The sequence below is a fragment of the Streptomyces ficellus genome (assembly GCF_030406405.1).
In the GTDB taxonomy this organism is placed as follows: Bacteria; Actinomycetota; Actinomycetes; order Streptomycetales; family Streptomycetaceae; genus Streptomyces; species Streptomyces ficellus_B.
Map to the genome: position 1 here is coordinate 1 of NZ_JAUEPL010000014.1, position 18,026 is coordinate 18,026.

General features: G+C 72.1%; 19 protein-coding genes, 3 tRNA genes and 2 pseudogenes. 16 read left to right on the forward strand and 8 right to left on the reverse strand.

Going from position 1 to position 18,026, the window contains the following annotated elements; translation table 11 throughout:
- A pseudogene (locus QWM81_RS11950) lies at positions 1-614 on the reverse strand (hypothetical protein); the annotation flags it as partial.
- Positions 615-665: 51 nt separating this feature from the next.
- Between QWM81_RS11950 and QWM81_RS11955 the strand changes: the two are divergent.
- The 9 genes from QWM81_RS11955 (at position 666) to QWM81_RS11995 (ending at position 9,774) form a co-directional block, all read left to right on the forward strand.
- Positions 666-1,634 (forward strand): complex I subunit 1/NuoH family protein, encoded by a 969-nt coding sequence (locus tag QWM81_RS11955; RefSeq protein WP_290111820.1) that lies wholly within the window; start codon positions 666-668, stop codon positions 1,632-1,634.
- Between the two features lie 2 nt (positions 1,635-1,636).
- Entirely contained in the window at positions 1,637-2,323 is a 687-nt protein-coding gene (locus tag QWM81_RS11960) for a NuoI/complex I 23 kDa subunit family protein (protein WP_290111821.1), read from the forward strand.
- On the forward strand, positions 2,320-2,877 hold the full coding sequence (locus QWM81_RS11965) for an NADH-quinone oxidoreductase subunit J family protein (protein WP_290111822.1): 558 nt from the start codon (positions 2,320-2,322) through the stop codon (positions 2,875-2,877). Before QWM81_RS11960 ends, QWM81_RS11965 begins: the two co-directional genes overlap by 4 nt.
- On the forward strand, positions 2,877-3,233 hold the full coding sequence (nuoK, locus tag QWM81_RS11970; protein WP_290111823.1) for an NADH-quinone oxidoreductase subunit NuoK: 357 nt from the start codon (positions 2,877-2,879) through the stop codon (positions 3,231-3,233). The genes QWM81_RS11965 and nuoK overlap by 1 nt, the downstream gene beginning before the upstream one ends.
- Positions 3,230-5,224: an NADH-quinone oxidoreductase subunit 5 family protein gene (locus QWM81_RS11975; RefSeq protein ID WP_290111824.1), complete on the forward strand. Its 1,995-nt coding sequence runs from the start codon at positions 3,230-3,232 to the stop codon at positions 5,222-5,224. Before nuoK ends, QWM81_RS11975 begins: the two co-directional genes overlap by 4 nt.
- 27 nt (positions 5,225-5,251) lie before the next feature.
- Positions 5,252-6,805 (forward strand): NADH-quinone oxidoreductase subunit M, encoded by a 1,554-nt coding sequence (locus QWM81_RS11980; RefSeq protein ID WP_290111905.1) that lies wholly within the window; start codon positions 5,252-5,254, stop codon positions 6,803-6,805.
- Complete coding sequence (locus QWM81_RS11985; RefSeq protein WP_290111825.1) at positions 6,802-8,328, forward strand: NADH-quinone oxidoreductase subunit N; 1,527 nt, start codon at positions 6,802-6,804, stop codon at positions 8,326-8,328. The genes QWM81_RS11980 and QWM81_RS11985 overlap by 4 nt, the downstream gene beginning before the upstream one ends.
- A 193-nt stretch (positions 8,329-8,521) precedes the next feature.
- Positions 8,522-9,385 carry a zinc metalloprotease HtpX gene (htpX, locus tag QWM81_RS11990; protein WP_290111826.1) on the forward strand — a complete coding sequence of 288 codons (864 nt, stop codon included), beginning with the start codon at positions 8,522-8,524 and terminating at the stop codon, positions 9,383-9,385.
- A complete protein-coding gene (locus QWM81_RS11995; RefSeq protein ID WP_290111827.1) occupies positions 9,382-9,774 on the forward strand; it encodes a YccF domain-containing protein in 393 nt (130 codons plus the stop codon). Before htpX ends, QWM81_RS11995 begins: the two co-directional genes overlap by 4 nt.
- Before the next feature lie 208 nt (positions 9,775-9,982).
- On the opposite strand, the gene QWM81_RS12000 is transcribed toward QWM81_RS11995, so the two are convergent.
- Positions 9,983-11,197 carry an APC family permease gene (locus QWM81_RS12000; protein ID WP_290111828.1) on the reverse strand — a complete coding sequence of 405 codons (1,215 nt, stop codon included), beginning with the start codon at positions 11,195-11,197 and terminating at the stop codon, positions 9,983-9,985.
- A gap of 57 nt (positions 11,198-11,254) precedes the next feature.
- Here QWM81_RS12000 and QWM81_RS12005 point away from each other — a divergent pair.
- Positions 11,255-11,452: pseudogene (locus tag QWM81_RS12005) on the forward strand (hypothetical protein); the annotation flags it as partial.
- Here QWM81_RS12005 and QWM81_RS12010 read toward each other — a convergent pair.
- From QWM81_RS12010 to QWM81_RS12020, 3 genes are all read right to left on the reverse strand, one after another.
- The gene (locus QWM81_RS12010) at positions 11,424-12,104 is read right to left on the reverse strand and encodes an alpha-ketoglutarate-dependent dioxygenase AlkB family protein (RefSeq protein ID WP_290111829.1); all 681 of its coding nucleotides are present in this window, start codon (positions 12,102-12,104) and stop codon (positions 11,424-11,426) included. The pseudogene QWM81_RS12005 and the gene QWM81_RS12010 overlap by 29 nt on opposite strands.
- Positions 12,101-12,598, reverse strand: coding sequence for a methylated-DNA--[protein]-cysteine S-methyltransferase (locus QWM81_RS12015; protein ID WP_290111830.1), 498 nt, complete (start codon positions 12,596-12,598; stop codon positions 12,101-12,103). The genes QWM81_RS12010 and QWM81_RS12015 overlap by 4 nt, the downstream gene beginning before the upstream one ends.
- 189 nt (positions 12,599-12,787) lie before the next feature.
- A complete protein-coding gene (locus tag QWM81_RS12020; RefSeq protein WP_290111831.1) occupies positions 12,788-13,276 on the reverse strand; it encodes a YajQ family cyclic di-GMP-binding protein in 489 nt (162 codons plus the stop codon).
- A 227-nt stretch (positions 13,277-13,503) separates the two neighbouring features.
- On the opposite strand from QWM81_RS12020, the gene QWM81_RS12025 reads away from it, so the two are divergent.
- Positions 13,504-13,585: transfer RNA gene (locus tag QWM81_RS12025), tRNA-Tyr, on the forward strand.
- 105 nt (positions 13,586-13,690) lie between these two features.
- Here QWM81_RS12025 and QWM81_RS12030 read toward each other — a convergent pair.
- Genes QWM81_RS12030 through QWM81_RS12040 form a run of 3 tightly spaced genes read right to left on the reverse strand, consistent with a single transcriptional unit; the run spans position 13,691 to position 16,123 of the window.
- A complete protein-coding gene (locus QWM81_RS12030) occupies positions 13,691-14,200 on the reverse strand; it encodes a GyrI-like domain-containing protein (RefSeq protein WP_290111832.1) in 510 nt (169 codons plus the stop codon).
- Positions 14,200-14,856: an SDR family oxidoreductase gene (locus tag QWM81_RS12035; RefSeq protein ID WP_290111833.1), complete on the reverse strand. Its 657-nt coding sequence runs from the start codon at positions 14,854-14,856 to the stop codon at positions 14,200-14,202. Before QWM81_RS12035 ends, QWM81_RS12030 begins: the two co-directional genes overlap by 1 nt.
- A gap of 34 nt (positions 14,857-14,890) precedes the next feature.
- Positions 14,891-16,123, reverse strand: coding sequence for an amidohydrolase family protein (locus QWM81_RS12040; RefSeq protein ID WP_290111834.1), 1,233 nt, complete (start codon positions 16,121-16,123; stop codon positions 14,891-14,893).
- Between the two features lie 435 nt (positions 16,124-16,558).
- Here QWM81_RS12040 and QWM81_RS12045 point away from each other — a divergent pair.
- The 5 genes from QWM81_RS12045 (at position 16,559) to QWM81_RS12065 (ending at position 17,981) form a co-directional block, all read left to right on the forward strand.
- Positions 16,559-16,631, forward strand: a tRNA-Thr gene (locus QWM81_RS12045).
- 44 nt (positions 16,632-16,675) lie between these two features.
- Positions 16,676-16,748: transfer RNA gene (locus QWM81_RS12050), tRNA-Met, on the forward strand.
- A gap of 87 nt (positions 16,749-16,835) precedes the next feature.
- Positions 16,836-17,000, forward strand: coding sequence for a 50S ribosomal protein L33 (rpmG, locus tag QWM81_RS12055; protein WP_003948671.1), 165 nt, complete (start codon positions 16,836-16,838; stop codon positions 16,998-17,000).
- A 92-nt stretch (positions 17,001-17,092) separates the two neighbouring features.
- The gene (locus QWM81_RS12060; protein ID WP_290111835.1) at positions 17,093-17,548 is read left to right on the forward strand and encodes a MaoC family dehydratase N-terminal domain-containing protein; all 456 of its coding nucleotides are present in this window, start codon (positions 17,093-17,095) and stop codon (positions 17,546-17,548) included.
- A 4-nt stretch (positions 17,549-17,552) separates the two neighbouring features.
- Positions 17,553-17,981, forward strand: coding sequence for a MaoC family dehydratase (locus QWM81_RS12065; RefSeq protein WP_290111836.1), 429 nt, complete (start codon positions 17,553-17,555; stop codon positions 17,979-17,981).
- Positions 17,982-18,026: the final 45 nt, after the last annotated feature.

Genomic DNA, 18,026 nt, shown 5'->3' on the forward strand with positions numbered 1-18,026 from the left:
CGCACGGGCAGCGCCTCGGAAGGCTCGGCGAGCCGGCCGGCCGCCCCGGCGGGCCCGCGCCGCAGCCGCAGCGCGAGCGCGGGCTCGGCCAGCCAGCGTACGGAGCCGGCGAGCGAGGGCTCCCCGACGCCCCGGCGCATGCGCAGCTCGGACGCCCCCTGGAACAACCCGCGCCCGGCCTTCGACGACACCCCGGCGGACCGCGCCCCCACGCCGCCGACCGCCACCCCGAAGCCCGAACCAACCCCGGCGCCCACGCCCGAGCCGAACGCCACCCCGGCCCCCGCCCCGAAGCCGGTGCCCGAGCCGGACGCCACCCCGGCCCCCGCCCCGAACCCGGTGCCCGAGCCGAACCCGGTCCCCCAGCCGAACGCGACCCCGGCCCCCGGCCCGACCCCGGCGCCCGGCCCGAAGCCGGTCCCCGAGCCGGACGCGGCCCCGGCGCCCGGTCCGGCATCCGCCCCGGCACCGGACGCCGAGCCGGTGTCGGAGCCCGCGCCGGAAAGCGGCGCGACCGGTCCGGTGACGCAGGGCCCGCCTGCCACCGAGGTGCCGACCACGGCGGAGCCGCGACCCCCGGCGGGTCCGGCGGCGGGCGACCGTGACGATGCCACCGATCCCCCCGCACCCGACACCGCACAGCAACGACGACCCGAAGGAGACGCGTGAACGACGTACTCGACGTCGCCTTTCGACTGGTCGTCGTCTTCGCCGTGTTCCTGGTCCTGCCCCTGGTGATCGGTCAGACCGAGCACAAGGTCATGGCCCATATGCAGGGCCGCCTCGGCCCCATGTACGCGGGCGGCTTCCACGGCTGGGCCCAGCTCGTCGCCGATGGCGTGAAGTTCGCGCAGAAGGAGGACGTGGTTCCGGCCAACGCCGACCGCCGCATCTTCCAGCTCGCTCCGGCCGTCGCCCTCCTGCCGTACCTCCTCGTCCTGGTGGCCATCCCGATCGGCCCCAGTGAAGGGGCGGTCGGGGAGATCGTCGACGCGGGGATCTTCTTCGTGCTCGCCGTCATGGGCGTGGGTGTGCTGGGCTCGCTCATGGCCGGCTGGGCGTCCGCCAACAAGTTCTCCCTCCTCGGCGGTCTGCGTACCGCCGCTCAGCTCCTCGCGTACGAGCTGCCCATGCTGCTGGCCGCCGCGTCCGTCGCGATGGCGGCCGGCACGGTCTCGCTCCCCGGGATCGTCAACGCCTTCGAGTGGTGGTGGCTGCCCTGGCAGATCGTCGGCGCCCTGGTGTTCTTCGTCGCCGGGCTCGCCGAACTCCAGCGCCCGCCCTTCGACATGCCGGTCGCCGACTCAGAGATCATCTTCGGCGCGTACACCGAGTACACCGGCCTGCGCTTCGCGCTGTTCCTGCTCGCCGAATACGCGGGCATCGTCGTCCTGTGCGGTCTGACCACCGTCCTCTTCCTCGGCGGCTGGCACGGCCCGTTCGGCGCCGAGGGGCTCGGCTGGGTCTGGACCCTGCTCAAGACGGCCGTGCTCGCCTTCATCGTGATCTGGCTGCGCGTGAGCTACCCGCGGCTGCGCGAGGACCAGTTGCAGAAGCTCGCCTGGACCACACTCGTCCCGCTCGCCCTCGCCCAGATCGCCCTCACCGGCATCGTCAAGGTGGTGAATTCGTAACCATGGCCCCCATCCCGGGATCCGGCCTCGCCAAGGGCCTGGCCGTCACCCTCCGTACGATGACGAAGAAGAGCCACACCGCGCAGTACCCGGACGTCCAGCCCGAACTCCCGCCCCGTACCCGTGGCGTGATCGGGCTGTTCGAGGAGAACTGCACGGTCTGCATGCTCTGCGCACGCGAGTGCCCCGACTGGTGCATCTACATCGACTCCCACAAGGAGACGATCCCCGCCGCCACTCCCGGCGGCCGCGAGCGCAGCCGCAACGTCCTCGACCGGTTCGCCATCGACTTCGCGCTGTGCATGTACTGCGGTATCTGCATCGAGGTCTGTCCTTTCGACGCGCTGTTCTGGTCGCCGGAGTTCGAGTACGCGGAGACGGACATCCACGACCTCACCCACGAGCGGGACAAGCTCCGCGAGTGGATGTGGACGGTGCCGGAACCGCCCGCCCTCGACCCCGGTGCCGAGGAGCCCAAGGAGATCGCCGCCGCCCGCAAGGCCGCGGAGAAGGTCGCCGCCGCCCAAGCCGCCGCGGCCGCCGAGGCCGCCGAACCGGCCGGCCAGGCCCCCCAAGCCACCGACTCCACCCCGGCCGCCCAGACCGACACCGCCGTAGCCGAACAGGCACAGCGCGAACAGGCACAGCCCCCGCAGGCGCAGCGCCCGGCTGAGGGAGGCACCGAGTGAGCCTGGCCGCAGCCCAGGGCTTCCTGTCGCCCACCGGCGTCGAGATCGCCTTCCTCCTCGTCGGCATCGCCACCCTCGGCGCGGCCGTCGTCACCGTCACGACCAAGCAGCTGGTGCACGCCGCGCTCTGGCTGGTCGTGGCGCTCGGCGGCCTCGCCGTCGAGTACCTCCTCCTCACGGCCGAGTTCGTCGCCTGGGTCCAGGTGCTGATCTACGTGGGTTCCGTCGTCGTCCTCCTCCTCTTCGGTCTCATGCTCACCAAGGCACCCATCGGCCGCTCCCCGGACGCGGACTCGGGGAACCGCCCGGCCGCCCTCGTGGTCGCACTCGCCGCCGCGGCCGCCCTGGTCTGGGTGGTCGTCGACGCGTTCCGCACCGCCTGGATCGACCTCGACGGCCCCGCCCAGGGCTCCACCAAGGTGTCCGGCACCATCCTCTTCCGGCACTGGGTGCTGCCCTTCGAGGCGCTTTCCGTGCTCCTCCTCGCCGCGCTCGTCGGCGCGATCGTCCTCTCCCGCAAGGACCGGACGACCGACCGGGAGGGGCAGCGCTGATGCATCTCGCCTACCCCGCGGTCCTCGCCGTGCTGCTCTTCTGCACGGGCCTGTACGGAGTGCTCGCCCGCCGCAACGCGATCCTGGTCCTGATGTCCGTCGAGCTGATGCTCAACGCCGTCAACCTCAACCTGGTCGCCTTCGACGTCTGGCTCCGCGACGCCCTGCACGCCGGTCAGGCGCTCACCCTGTTCACCATCGCCATCGCGGCCGCCGAGATCGGCATCGGCCTGGCGATCGTCCTGATGGTCTACCGCAACCGCGGCACCTCGGACATCGACAAGCTCCGCGACAACGCCGAGACCGCGGGTCCCGACGACGCGGGTCCCGACGAGAAGGCCGAGGCAACCGCGTGACCACCCCGACCCTCGCCGTCCTCGTACCCCTCCTTCCGTTCCTCGGCTCCGCCGCCGGGCTGCTGCTCGGCCGCACCGCCCCCGGTTTCGTACGCCCGCTCGCGGTCCTGCCGACCGTGGCGGCCTTCGCGCTCGCGGTCCTCGTCGCTGTCCGCCAGGGCGGTGGCAAGGCGATCGACGCGGCCACCCAGCTCACCCCGACCGGCTCGGTCCCCATCGACCTCGCCCTGCACCTGGACGGTTTCGCGGCGCTGGCCGCCGTCCTGGTCGGCCTGGTCGCGTCGTGCGTGCAGATCTACTCGACGGGCTACCTCCGCGGCGACCCGCGCTACCCCTCGTACGCGGCGCTCATCTCCCTGTTCACCTCCGCGATGCTGCTCGTCGTCTACTCCGGCGACCTGATGGTGCTGCTGGTCGGCTGGGAGATCATGGGCATCTGCTCGTACTTCCTCGTCGGCCACTACTGGGAGACGCCCGAGGCGCGGGCAGCCTCACTGAAGGCCTTCCTGGTCACCAAGCTCGGCGACGTCCCCTTCCTGATCGGTCTGTTCGCGCTGGCGGCCGACGCCGGCACGTTCCGCATCACCGGGATCCTGGGCGCCGTGGCCGCCGGCGGCATCGATCACCCCACCCTCGTGGCGCTGCTACTCCTCGCGGGCGTGGCGGGCAAGTCCGCGCAGTTCCCGCTGCACACCTGGCTGCCCGACGCCATGGCCGGCCCCACCCCGGTCTCCGCGCTCATCCACGCCGCGACGATGGTCGCCGCCGGTGTGTACTTCGTGGCCCGTCTCCTTCCCGTCTTCGCCGCCTCGGCGGCGGCCATGACCGTGCTCGCCGTGATGGCCGCGGTCACCATGGTCGGCTCCGGGCTCGCCGCGCTCGCCCAGGACGACATCAAGCGCGTCCTGGCGTACTCGACCATCGGCCAGCTCGGCTACATGTCGGGCGCCCTGGCCGTCGGCGACCGGGGCGCGGCCGTCTTCCACCTCCTGTCGCACGGCGCCTTCAAGGCGCTGCTGTTCCTCGCCGCCGGCGTGATCATCCACGCCGCGGGCACCAACTCGCTGGCCGCCATGTCCCGTATGAGGGGTCTGACCAAGCGCGTCCCCGACGCCTACTGGACGATGACGGTCGCCCTGCTGGCGCTGGCCGCCATCCCGCCGTTCGCCGGCTTCTTCTCCAAGGAAGCCGTCCTCGTGGCCGCCGAGCACACCGCTCTCGGCGACCGGGACGTCGCCCCTGCCGGGGCCGGCTGGATCGTGCTCGTCGCCGGTATGGTCACCGCCCTCCTCACCGCCGCCTACGCGACGCGCCTGTGGCTGCTGGCCTTCCGCGGCCGGGGCGCCGAAGCCCCCGGCCTTCACCAAGCTCCCGACCCCGCGCGAGCAGGGGAGACCCCCAGCAGGCAGCCGCTCGTCATGAACGCCGTCCTGTGGGTGCTCGCGGTCCCCTCCCTCGCGTTCGGCCTGACCGTCGGCCCGATCGACGACTGGTTCGACGGGCACGCCCTGACCCCGACCGTCACCACCGCCGTCCTCGGCACGGGCATCGCCCTCGTCGGCGGCCTGGTCACCTACGCCACCTGGCGCCACACCACGGCGATGGCCGCGCGCTTCCCGCTCGGCGCGGTCGCCCCCCACCCCCAGGAGGAGCCGGCGGTCTCCCAGGCCGAGGTGATCGCCCCGGACCCCGCCGACCCCGGACGCCTGCTGCTCGGCCCGCTGCACCGCCACGCCGCCGCCGGCTTCCACCTCGACGCCGTGTACTCCGCGCTGTTCGTACGCCCCGTCCGCGCGGCGGCCTCCCTGGTCAGCTTCCTGGACCGCGAGGTCGTCGAGACCTACGTACGCGGCGCGGGCAGCGGCACCAACCTGCTCGGATGGGCCGTCCGCCGCGCTCAGACGGGCAACGTGCAGACCTACCTCAGCGCCCTGCTCGCCGGCTCCGTCGTCCTGGCGATCGCCGCCGTACTCGTCGCCGCCGGAGCGTGAGCCGTGATCGATATCAGCGAATCCGTGATGCAGTTCCTTCTCGCGTTCATCGTCGTCGGCCCGCTCATCGGCGCCGCCGCGGCTCTCCTTCCGGCCCCGCCGGGGCTGAAGGGGAAGTCCCCGGACCAGGCCGTGCTGCGCCATGGCGTGACCGTGACCGGCGCGATCCTCGCCGCCGCGATCGTCCTCACGCTCGGCTTCGACCACGACCACCCCTCGAAGATGCAGGCCACGACGGACATCAGCTGGATCCCGGCACTCGACGTGCGGCTCCACCTCGGCATCGACGGCATTTCCCTCCCCCTCCTGGTCCTGACCGCGCTGCTGACCTTCCTGTGCGCGCTGTACAGCTACTTCCGGATGCCCGCGGGCCCCTCCCCGAAGGCATTCGTCGCCCTGCTGCTCGTCCTCGAGTCCGGCACGCTGGCGACCTTCGCCGTCCTCGACCTGCTGCTGTTCTTCCTGGCCTTCGAGATGGTGCTCATCCCGATGTACTTCCTCATCGCCCGCTGGGGCGGTGAGGGGCGCCAGCCGGCCGCCTGGCGGTTCATCCTCTACACGCTGCTCGGTTCGGTCGTCATGCTGCTCGGCCTGCTCCTCGTCGGGCTGAAGGCCGGCACCTTCGACATGGTGGCACTCGCCACTGACAACGGCCGTGACATCACCACATCCGTGCAGGTCATCGCGGTCCTCGCGATCGGCATCGGCCTCGCGGTGAAGACCCCGATGTGGCCGCTGCACAGCTGGCTGCCGGACGCGCACACCGCCGCGCCGACCGTCGGCTCCGTGCTTCTCGCAGGCGTCCTGCTGAAGATGGGTACGTACGGATTCGTCCGGATCGTCATGCCGATCACCCCCGACGGCATGCACATCCTCGCGCCGTACCTCGCCGCCTTCGCCGTCGCCGGCATCATCTACGGATCGCTCGCCTGCCTCTCCCTGGCCAGGACCGGCGCGAAGGGCGACCTCAAGCGCCTGATCGCGTACTCCTCCGTCGGCCACATGGGCTTCGTCCTCCTCGGCATCGCCACCATGACCCCCACCGGCGTCAACGGCGCGCTCTTCGCCAACATCGCCCACGGCCTCATCACCGGCCTGCTCTTCTTCCTGGTCGGAGCCATCAAGGACCGGTACGGCACGGCGGACCTCGACACCCTCGCCGGAGCCACCGGCGCCGCGCTCTACGGCCGCGCACCCCGCCTCGGCGGCCTGCTGGCCTTCGCCGCCGTCGCCTCGCTCGGGCTGCCCGGCCTCGCCGGCTTCTGGGGCGAGATGCTCGCCCTGCTCGGCGCGTTCCAGCCGGCCGAGGGCCTCAGCCGCCCCGCCTTCCTCACCTTCATGGCCGTCGGCGCCTTCGGCACGCTGCTCACCGCCGCGTACCTCCTCCTCGTGGTGCGCCGCGTCTGCATGGGCGCCAAGCCCGCCGCCGATCAGCCGGCGCTCGCCGACATCCAGACGTACGAATTCGCCGCCTGGACGCCGCTGGCCGTCCTCACCGTCGTCGCCGGCCTCTGGCCCGCGGTCCTCCTCGGCCTCACCGACCCGGCCGTGCAGAAGCTCCTCGCAGGAGGCAAGTCGTGACCGTCGCAGCCGCGGGCGCCGCCAACCTCGTCCAGTCCGTCGACTGGGCCGCCATCGCGCCGCCGACCATCGCCGCCGTGGTCGCCCTGCTCGTGCTCGTCGCCGACCTCTTCGTGCCGAAGGAACGGTGGCAGGTCCTCGGCTGGACCGCGATCGCGGGTCTCGTCGCGGCGATCCTCGCCCTCGTGCCCCTGCGCAAGGGCGACCGCAGCACCTTCTGCCTCACCACCGACGCCGACGCGTGCAGCTACACCGCCGACCACTTCGCGCTGGTCATCCAGTTCCTCGTGCTCGGCGGGGCGCTCCTTACGGCCCTGCTGTCGCTGAACGACACCAAGGAGAGGCTGCCCGCCGGGGAGTTCTGGTTCCTGCTGCTGTCCTCCGCCGCCGGTGCCGCGCTGCTGCCCGCCTCCCGGGACCTGGCGACGCTCGTCGTCGCCCTGGAGGTCGCCTCGCTGCCCGCCTTCGCACTCGTCGGGCTCAAGCGCGGCGACCGCATGTCCGGCGAGGCGGCGCTGAAGTTCTTCCTCTCCTCCGTCACCGCGACCGCCGTGATGCTGCTCGGCGTGAGCTTCGTCTACGCCTCGACCGGCACGCTCCACCTCACGGAGATCGCCCAGGCCCTGGACGACGTCCCGGCACAGCTGGAGACCGTCGCGAAGGCGGGCGTCGCGCTCACCTTGGTGGGCTTCGCCTTCAAGACGGCCGCCGTCCCGTTCCACTTCTGGGTGCCCGACACGTACGTGGGGGCGCCGCTGCCCATCGCCGCGTACCTCTCCGTCGTCGGCAAGGCGGTCGGGTTCACCGGCCTCATCCTGGTGACCGTCATCGCCTTCCCGACGTACGCGGACGTGTGGGGCCCGGCCCTGTCCGTGCTCGCCGCGCTCACCATGACCGTGGGCAACGTCGCCGCCCTGCGGCAGGTCTCCACGCGCGCGTGGAGCGCGGTACGGCTGCTGGCCTGGTCCTCCGTGGCACAGGCGGGCTACCTCCTGGTGCCGATCGCGGCGGCCGCCTACTCCGGTGACGACCAGATCGGCGCCACCGTCGCGTACGCCCTGATGTACGCCGTCGTGAATCTGGGCGCCTTCGCGGTCGCCGCCCTGGTCGCCCGTACGCACCCGCTCAACCGGATCTCCGACTACCGGGGCCTGTACGCCACCCGGCCCGCCGCCGCGCTGGTGATGGGCTTCTTCCTGCTCTGCCTCGCGGGACTCCCCCCGGGCATCATCGGCCTGTTCGCCAAGGTCACGGTGTTCTCGTCGGCGGTCGACGCGGGCCTCGGCTGGCTCGCCGTCGTCATGGGCGTCAACGTCGTGATCGCCCTCTATTACTACCTCCAGTGGACGGCGGTGCTGTTCCGCACACCGGAGGGCGTTCCCGTGGCGGCGGCGGAGGGTGTCCCCGCGAGGCCGGCCACCGCCCCCATCACCGCGGCCATCGCCCTGACGGCGGTCGCCGGTGTGGTTCTCTCGGGCTACCCCCAGCTCGTGCTGCGCTTCGCCGCCGACACGCTCTTCTGATCCCGGGCGGCCCGGCCCGGCAGGCCGGGCGGTCCACCCGCCCGCCGCGTCCCCCGGACGGCCCAGCCGCGCCCCCGGCGCGCAAGGGAACCCGTACTCCCCGCCTGGCGTTGACCAGTACGGGAGGGTCCACTGAACAGAGGACCAGCACCAGCAAAGGGGTTCCCCTGACGCACCATTTGGAGGGCCTACCGTGCACCGCCGGCACAACGGGCTGAAGACCGCCGTACTCCTCGGGGGACTGTCCGCACTCATCATCCTGATCGGCAGCTTCTTCGGCCGTACAGGCCTGCTCGTCGCGCTCGTCGTGGCGCTGGGCACCAACGCGTACGCGTACTGGAACAGCGACAAGCTCGCGCTGCGCGCCATGCGCGCCCGCCCGGTCAGCGAGTTCGAGGCGCCGCAGCTGTACCGGATGGTCCGGGACCTGTCCACGCAGGCGCGCCAGCCGATGCCGCGCCTGTACATCTCGCCGACGCTGGCCCCCAACGCCTTCGCCACCGGCCGCAACCCGCGCAACGCCGCGGTCTGCTGCACGGAGGGCATCCTGCAGCTCCTCGACGAGCGCGAGCTGCGCGGCGTCATCGGCCATGAGCTGAGCCATGTCTACAACCGCGACATCCTGATCTCCTCGGTCGCGGGCGCCCTCGCCTCGGTGATCATGTTCCTGGTGAACTTCGCCTGGCTGATCCCGGTGGGCCGCTCGGACGACGACGACGGCCCGGGCCTGCTGGGCATGCTGCTGATCATGCTGCTGGGCCCGCTCGCCGCGTCGGTCATCCAGCTGGCGATCAGCCGGTCCCGCGAGTACGAGGCCGATGCTTCCGGCGCCCAGCTCACCGGCGACCCGCTGGCCCTGGCCAGCGCCCTCCGGAAGCTGGAGGCGGGTACCAAGCGGCTCCCGCTGCCGCCCGAGCCCCGGATCGAGACCGCCAGCCACATGATGATCGCGAACCCGTTCCGGCCCGGCCAGGGGGCGGCCAGGATGTTCTCGACGCACCCGCCGATGGCGGAACGCATCGCCCGACTCGAACAGATGGCAGGTCACCGCCCGTGAAGACAGTCCTCAACGTCATCTGGCTCATCCTGAGCGGCTTCTGGATGTTCCTCGGATACATGCTGGCGGGCGTGCTGCTCTGCATCACGATTCTGGGCATCCCGTTCGGCCTCGCGGCCTTCCGCATCGGCCTGTACGCCCTGTGGCCGTTCGGCCAGACAGTCGTGGACCGCCGGGACGCCGGCGCGGCGTCCTGCGTGGGAAATGTGCTGTGGCTGGTCCTCGCCGGCTGGTGGCTCGCTCTCGGGCACGTCATCACGGGCATCGCCCTGTGCGTGACGATCATCGGCATCCCGCTGGGCATCGCGAACTTCAAGCTCATCCCGGTCTCGCTGCTGCCGCTGGGCAAGGAGATCGTCCCGAGCGACCGGCCCTTCGCGACGCGGTGAGCCGATTGTCAGTGCCGTGGTGCAGCATGAACGCATGACCGCATACGAGCAGTTTCCTGGCTCGGGCATCGGCGAGGTGAACCACCGCGTCCACGCCCGAATATGACGCCCGGCTCCCACAACGCCCCGGTCCCGCGCCGCACCCGCGCTGACGCCCCGGCCCCGGCGCCCCCCGTGCGCTGACGTCCCGGCCCCGCGCCCCGGCGCCCTAGCTTCCCCTGACCGCGTACATCACCGCGCCCACCGCCAGGACCGCCGTGCCCGCCAGCACCGAGGACAGCGGCAGGGCGAACGCGAGCACCAGGCAGCCCGCCAGGCCGCCCACCGCCAGCACACGGCCCGAGCCGAGCGTCCACGCCGAGGCGTTGGCGATCGCGTAGTACACCAGCACCCCGAACGACGAAAAGCCGATCGCCCCGCGCACATCCGCCGTCGCCGCCACCACCGCGACGACCGCCCCGACCGCGAGCTCCGCGTGGTGCGGGACCTGGAAGCGGGGGTGGACGGCGGCGAGCGTGCGCGGCAGGTGGCCGTCGCGTGCCATCGCCAGCGTCGTACGGGAGACCCCGAGGATCAGCGCCAGCAGCGAACCGAGCGCGGCCACCGCCGCGCCCACCCGCACCACCGGTACCAGCCAGTCCGCGCCCGCCGCCCGCGCCGCGTCCGCGAGCGGAGCAACCGAGCCGCCCAACTCCCGCGCGCCCAGCACCGTCAGGACGGAGACCGCCACCGCCGCGTACACGACCAGCGCGATCCCCAGCGCCAGCGGGACCGCCCGCGGGATGGTCCGCTCCGGGTCCCGCACCTCCTCGCCGAGCGTGGCGATCCGCGCGTACCCGGCGAACGCGAAGAACAGCAGCCCCGCCGCCTGGAGCACGCCGCCCGCCGACGCGTCACCACCCAGCTCCAGTCGCCCGAAGTCAGCAGCCGACGAGCCCAGAGAGGAGACGACCACCGCCACGAGAACCGCCAGGACCACCGCCACGATGGAGCGCGTGAGCAGCGCCGACTTCTGGACGCCCGCGTAGTTCACGGCAGTCAGCGCCACCACCGCCGCGGCGGCCACCGCGTGCGCCTGCCCCGGCCACACATACGCCCCGACCGTCAGCGCCATCGCCGCGCACGAGGCGGTCTTGCCGACCACGAACGCCCAGCCCGCGAGGTAACCCCAGAAGGGACCGAGCCGTTCACGCCCGTACACATAGGTCCCGCCCGAGGCCGGATAGCGGGCGGCCAGCCGTGCCGACGCCATGGCGTTGCAGTACGCGACGGCCGCGGCCAGCGCCAGCCCCACCAGCACCCCGCTCCCGGCCGCCCCGGCCGCCGGCCCGAGCGCCACGAAGATCCCGGCCCCGACCATCGCGCCCAGCCCGACGACGACCGCGTCGAAGACGCCCAGCGACCGCCGCAACTCCTGTGTCATGCGCCGCACCCTACTGATCTCCGCAACCACCCTCCGCACCGCCGGCGTCCTCCAGTCGTCGCGGGCGCGTTCACCGGCGGCTGGATATCGGCACGCTTCCTGGACCGGCCGATCAGCAGCCAGTTCTACGACGGCGCCACCTGGGGGGCGGCCATCGGCGGCTCGCTCGTGCTGCTGATCGCGTACCGGAGCCTGTTCGGCCACTCGCGCTCCCGCTGGAACGGGCCTAGGACAGGCCCGTCTCCCGCAGAGTGATGTTGAGCCGGCCCGAGGTGAGCCCCACCGCCGGGTCCGCCGTGCCCGGGATGATCTTCGGCACCCCGTGGTGGGCGAAGCGTGACGCGCCCCCGAAGACGAAGAGATCGCCCGACGCCAGCTCCACGTCCGTGTACGGCCGCCCACGCGTCTCGGTGTTCCCGAACCGGAACACGCAGCTGTCCCCGATGCTCAGCGACACCACCGGGGCACCGGACCGCTCCTCCTTGTCCTGGTGCATGCCCATCCGCGCACCGGGCTCATAGAAGTTGACCAGGGCGGTGTCCGGGGCGTAACCGCCGTCGTAGCCCGCGCCGTCATCCCCGTACGCCGCCACCAGCGCGGCCCGCCCCAGGTCGGCCAGCCAGTCCGGGAGCGCGGCCACCCGGGCGCCGTTCACATCCCCGGCCGTCCGGGTGTACCGGTACGGCTGCCAGTGCCAGCCCAGGCACACCGTCCGCACGGACATCACGCCACCGCCCGGCAGCACCGTGTGCCGCATGGGCACCGGCCCCCGCGCCCACTCCCGGCACGCCTCGACCAGCTCCCGCTGCCGCTCCATGGGCAGCCACTCCGGCACGTGCACCGCGCCGGGCGCGACCTCCGCCCGCTCGCGCGGCAGCCGGAAAAGGCCGCCCCCGCCGCCCGTCACCGTACGAGCGCGCCTTCCAGTCCGAGCAGCCGCTCCTTGCGCTCCAGCCCGCCCGCGTACCCCCGGAGCGCCCCGTCCGCCCCGATCACCCGGTGACAGGGCCGCACGACCAGCAGCGGATTGCGCCCGATCGCGGTCCCCACCGCGCGCACACCGACCCCCGGCGAACCGACCCGCGCCGCGATCTCCCCGTACGTCGTGGTGGAGCCGTACGGGATGTCGTCCAGCGCCTGCCACACCCGCCGCTGGAAGTCGGTGCCGCCGCCGGCGTACGCGATGTCGAAGCGCGTCAGCCGGCCCGCGAAGTACGCCCGCAGCTGCGCGGCGATCCCCTCGAACGCCGCCGGCGCGTGCCGCCACCCGTCCCGGACGACCGCGCCGCCCTTCTGTCCGGGCAGGGAGAGCGAGGCGAGCGCGGTCCGGCCCGGGGCGGACTCCTCGCCGACCAGCAGCATCTCGCCGAGCGGCCCGTCGACGTACGCGTACACCGTCATGATCCGTCCCCTTCCTCGCGTCCCACCCCACCAGTGTGCTGGCGCGCCCGCCCCCGAGCTGGCGGGTTTCGGACATGACGGCCTTCGGCACACAGGACGGGGGCGGACCGGCCGCAGCCGCGTCCGCCCCCGGCCCGCCCGTGCGGTCCTCCACGCAACGTGCGCGCGTACGCGCAACGCGCCCAGGAACTACCGGTAGTTCACGAACTGCAGCGCGAAGTCGAAGTCCTGCCCCTTCAGCAGCGCGATCACGGCCTGGAGGTCGTCCCGGCTCTTGGAACTGACCCGCAGTTCGTCGCCCTGCACCTGCGCCTTGACACCCTTGGGGCCCTGGTCGCGAATGATCTTCGCCACCTTCTTGGCGTTCTCCTGGGAGATGCCCTCCTCGATGGAGGCGAAGATCTTGTACTCCTTGCCGGACAGCTGCGGCTCACCGGCGTCGAGCGCCTTCAGTGAGATGCCGCGCTTGATCAGCTTGGACTCGAACACGTCGAGGATGGCCTTGACCCGCTCCTCGGAGTTCGCCTGCATCAGGATCTTGTCGCCGGACCAGGCGATGGAGGCCCCGACGTTCTTGAAGTCGTAGCGCTGCGAGATCTCCTTCGCCGCCTGGTTGAGGGCGTTGTCGACCTCCTGCCGCTCGACCTTCGAGACGATGTCGAAACTGGAGTCGGCCATGTCCTGTGGCTCCTTGGATCGGGTGCGTATCAAGTGCGTGCGTACGTACCTGGACGTACGTGGAGGTACGGCCGGGCTCCCGTACCGCCACCCCAAAGCCTAGCCACCCGCGTCCACCATGAGTGCTGATCAATCCGGTGGCGTAGCACCCCCCGGCATCAGGTATCGTTTACGTCGTTGCCACGGAGCGCCGCCGAAAAGCGGCCACCTCCCAGGCGACATCCCATGGCGGTGTGCCCGAGTGGCCAATGGGAGCGGACTGTAAATCCGTCGGCTTAGCCTACCCAGGTTCGAATCCTGGCGCCGCCACATGGTGAGACCCCCGCCGAACTGCGAAAACGCGGTTCGGCGGGGGTTTTCGTTTGTGACGGTGTACCTACGGCTCACCCGGTGGGGCGGGGATTCGGTCGGCGGTCAGTCGGTGTCGGCGAGGCGGAAGGACAGTTCCGTCTCCCATTGGGACGGGTCCGGTTCGACGCGGGGGTCCGTGCGGTAGGACTCGATGCGGCAGCCCCACCGCTCCACGCCGTCCACCTCCCGCATGTCCCACTGCAGGCCCTGTTCGTCCGCCCACTCCCGCAGCGTCCGGACCGCCTCGAACAGCCGGTCCGGGTGGCCGACATGGGTGAGCGTGGCGTAGCGGCCGGCGGGGAGCAGCGCCACGCCGATATCGCCCTCAGGCTCCGGCGGCGAGGTGACCGGAACGCCCGCCTCCACCTCCCACTCCCCGGCCGCGTCCCGGACGTTCACGGTGTTGAAGCGGAAGAACGGCGCGTCCGCCACCTCGATGCCCCGCGCCGCCAGCCACCCGATCAGCTCGGGCAGCCGGTCGGCGATCTCGGCGAAGCCGTCCATCGTCACGCGGCGGCGCATGAAGACGTACGGCCGCTCGGGGCGCTCCACCACCACGGGGCCGGCCGACATCACTCGCCCGCGACGGCTTTGACCGCGACCGACACCGGTACGGAACCGCTCACCAGCTCCAGGATCAGGCCCGCCGTCGCCGGCGTCTCCACCAGCTCGGCCAGCACGGCCGCCACGTCGTCGCGCGGCACCGGCCCGCGCCCGGTCGACGCCTCCAGCCGTACGAGCCCGGTGCCGGCGTCGTTCGTCAGCATGCCGGGCCGCAGGATCGTCCAGTCCAGGTTCCGCTTGGCCCGCACGTAGTCGTCCGCCGCGCCCTTCGCGCGCAGGTACGCGTCGAACACCTCGTCGCCCGGGTGGTCGGCGTCCGCGCCCATCGAGGAGACGACGATGTAGCGCCGTACCCCCGCCCGCTCCGCCGCGTCGGCGAAGAGCACCGCCGCGCCCCGGTCCACGGTGTACTTGCGCTCGGCTCCGCTGCCCGGGCCCGCGCCCGCCGCGAAGACCGCCGCGTCCGCGCCCTGGAGCACCGCCGCGACCATCTCCACGGACGCCGACTCCAGGTCCAGGACGACTGGTTCGGCGCCCGCCTCACGCAGATCGTCGGCGTGTTCCGGGTTGCGGATGACGCCCGCCACCTCGTGCCCGCCCGCCGAGAGCAGCCGCTCCAGCCGCAGGGCGATCTGACCGTGTCCTCCAGCGATGACAATGCGCATGCTCCCGACCGTACGGCCCAAACGGCGAAAACGCTCACGGACGGGCGTCGGGCCGCCCCTGGCGCGGCAGTTCGAGCGCCGCCGCCGAGTCGCAGTACTCCCGCACCGCGCTGGTCCGCGCCACCACCCGCCCCCGGTGCACCACGATTCTGCTGTACGCCAGTGACAGCACGCCCGACAGCCGCTCCCCGCGCACCGCCAGGAGCTCCGCCGGGAACCCCGCCTCCACCCGTACGGCAGGCAGCCCCATCGCCTCGCGCGCGGCCCCGCTCACCGCCTTGTACGCCTCCGAGGGCCGCAGACCGCCCTGCGAGGCCAGCAGGTACGCCGCCTCCAGCGGGTCCGCCCGCCCCACCGGATTGGCCACGTCCCGCAGCGCCCCGCTCCCCGCGGCGACCCGCACCCCCGCCGCCCGCAGCAGCCGCACCGGCGCGACGCCCCGCACCTCCGTACCGCCGCAGCCGCCCTGGGGCAGGCAGACGACCGTCACACCGGCCGCCGCGAGCTGGTCGGCCGCCCGCCCCGCCAGGTCCCCCGGAAGCCGTCCCAGCGCCCCGCAGGGCCCGATGGTGACCCCGGGCCGCAGCCCCCCGGCCATCGCGGCCAGCCGCGCCAGGCGTGCCGGGTCGTCACCGTCCGTGTGGAGGTCCACCGGGCAGCCGTGCTCGGCCGCGACCTCCAGCACCGCCTCCACGTACCCGGCCGGGTCCGGGTCCAGGTCCGGGCACCCGCCCACCACACCGGCGCCCATCTTCACCGCGTCGCGCAGCATCGCGAGCCCGTCCGCCCCGGCCACGCCGGTCAGCAGCCGCGGCACGGCGACGGCCGTCAGGTCGGCCAGCCCGCGCAGCGAGCGGCGTGCCTGGAGGACCGCTTCCAGGGGGCCGAGGCCCTGGACGTCGCCGATGCGCACATGGGCGCGCAGGGCGGTCGCGCCGTGCCCGAGCTGGAGCAGCGCGGCTTCGGTGGCGCGGCGCTGGACGTCCTCGGTGGCGTACGAGACGGGGCCGGGGGAGTCGGCGCTGAGCGCGGTGTCGGCGTGGCCGTGCGGTTCGGCGGGGGCGGGCAGCAGCAGGTAGCCGGCGAGGTCGACACGGGCGCCCTGCGCGGGCAGGCTGCCCGCGGTGCCCACGGCCTCGATGCGCCCGCCGCTGAGCCGTACGTCGACGGTCCGGCCGTCGGTGAGGCGGGCGCCGCACAGCAACAGCGCGGTGGTGTCGGCGGTGGCGCCCTCGGATGGCTGCGGCTGCTGGCTGTCGGAGGACATCGGGCTCCTGGCGGGCTCGTGGGCTCGGGGCTCGGGCGTGACCGCGGCGGAGTACGGGTCGGTACGGGCATGATCACGCAGCGTGAGCCGAGCCTAGGGGCCGTCCGACCGGGCATCGAGGAGGAGCGCAATAGTCGTACCGGCGCGGGGCGCGAGTGGCGTACGGGACGGGGGGATGCCTCCCGAGCAGGGCCCACCAAGCGCCATGGAAGCGCCGACGTGCGCCCCGGGGAAGCTCCGGGCACGCCTGGGCGACGCCCCCACGAGGGCCGACGAAGCGCCGACGAAGCGCCGACCGAGCGCCGACGAAGCGCTGATGAAGTGCCGACGAAGCCGCTCCCGCCCGGCCCGGGACAGCCGTGCGGGGAGCGGAAGATCGGCGCGGGAATCGGATTTGGGCGAACGGCGGCCGACCGTGTAATGTCTTCATCGCTCGCCCCAATAGCTCAGTCGGCAGAGCGTCTCCATGGTAAGGAGAAGGTCTACGGTTCGATTCCGTATTGGGGCTCTGGTGCGGTAGCCCTCACCTCCGGGTGAGGGACGCTGTATCAAAGCGGTGTAGCTCAGTCGGTAGAGCAAGCGGCTCATAATCGCTGTGTCACCGGTTCAAGTCCGGTCACCGCTACACACAGTAGCCGATTGTGGGGTCGGTCCTTCGATCGGCTACTCTTTCTTGCGTTCATCCGTCCACCGTCCGTCAAGGAGCACTCACGTGGCTGCCACCGACGTCCGCCCGAAGATCACGCTGGCCTGCGTGGAGTGCAAGGAGCGGAACTACATCACCAAGAAGAACCGGCGTAACAACCCGGACCGTCTTGAGATGAAGAAGCACTGCCCGCGCTGCAACGCGCACACTGCGCACCGCGAAACGCGCTGAATCAGGCTCGTACACGAGGCCGTCCCCGTCAGGGGGCGGCCTCGTGTCGTTTGTTCGAAGACACACCCCAGGACCCAGGAGGTAGCGAGTCCATGGCGCTCGATCAGTCCTTCGTGGGGCGGACCTATCCGCCCACCGCGCCGTACGAGGTCGGCCGGGAAAAGATCCGCGAATTCGCCGAAGCGGTCGGGGACGCGAATCCCGCGTACACCGATACGGAGGCCGCCAAGGCGCTCGGCCACCCGGATGTGATCGCTCCGCCCACCTTTGTGTTCGCGATCACGTTCAAGGCCGCGGGAGAGGTGATCGCGGACCCGAAGCTGGGCCTGGACTACAGCCGTGTGGTGCACGGGGACCAGAAGTTCGCGTACACCCGTCCGGTACGGGCGGGGGACCGGCTGACGGTGACCTCGACCATCGAGGCGATCAAGTCGCTCGCCGGGAACGACATCCTGGACATCCGTGGCGAGGTCCACGACGAGGCCGGTGAGCATGTGGTGACGGCGTGGACGAAGCTCGTGGCCCGTGCGGCGGCAGAGGAGGCGTGAGGCGATGACCGCGAAGATCGCGTTCGACGAGGTCGAGGTCGGCACCGAGCTGCCGGCGCGGAGCTTTCCCGTGACGCGCGCCACGCTGGTGCGGTACGCGGGTGCCTCGGGGGACTTCAACCCGATCCACTGGAACGAGAAGTTCGCCAAGGAGGTCGGGCTGCCGGACGTCATCGCGCACGGCATGTTCACCATGGCCGAGGCGATCCGGGTGGTGACCGACTGGGCGGGCGACCCGGGTGCGGTCGTGGAGTACGGGGTGCGGTTCACCAAGCCGGTCGTCGTGCCGAACGACGAGACCGGCGCTTTGATCGAGGTCAGCGCCAAGGTGGCCGCGAAGCTGGACGACAACCGGGTCCGGGTGGACCTGACCGCCATGAGCGCCGGCCAGAAGGTGCTCGGAATGTCGCGTGCCGTGGTGCGGCTCGCCTGACGGTACGCCGCCGGGGCCGGGAGGCACGGGGGTGGGGGCGAGGGG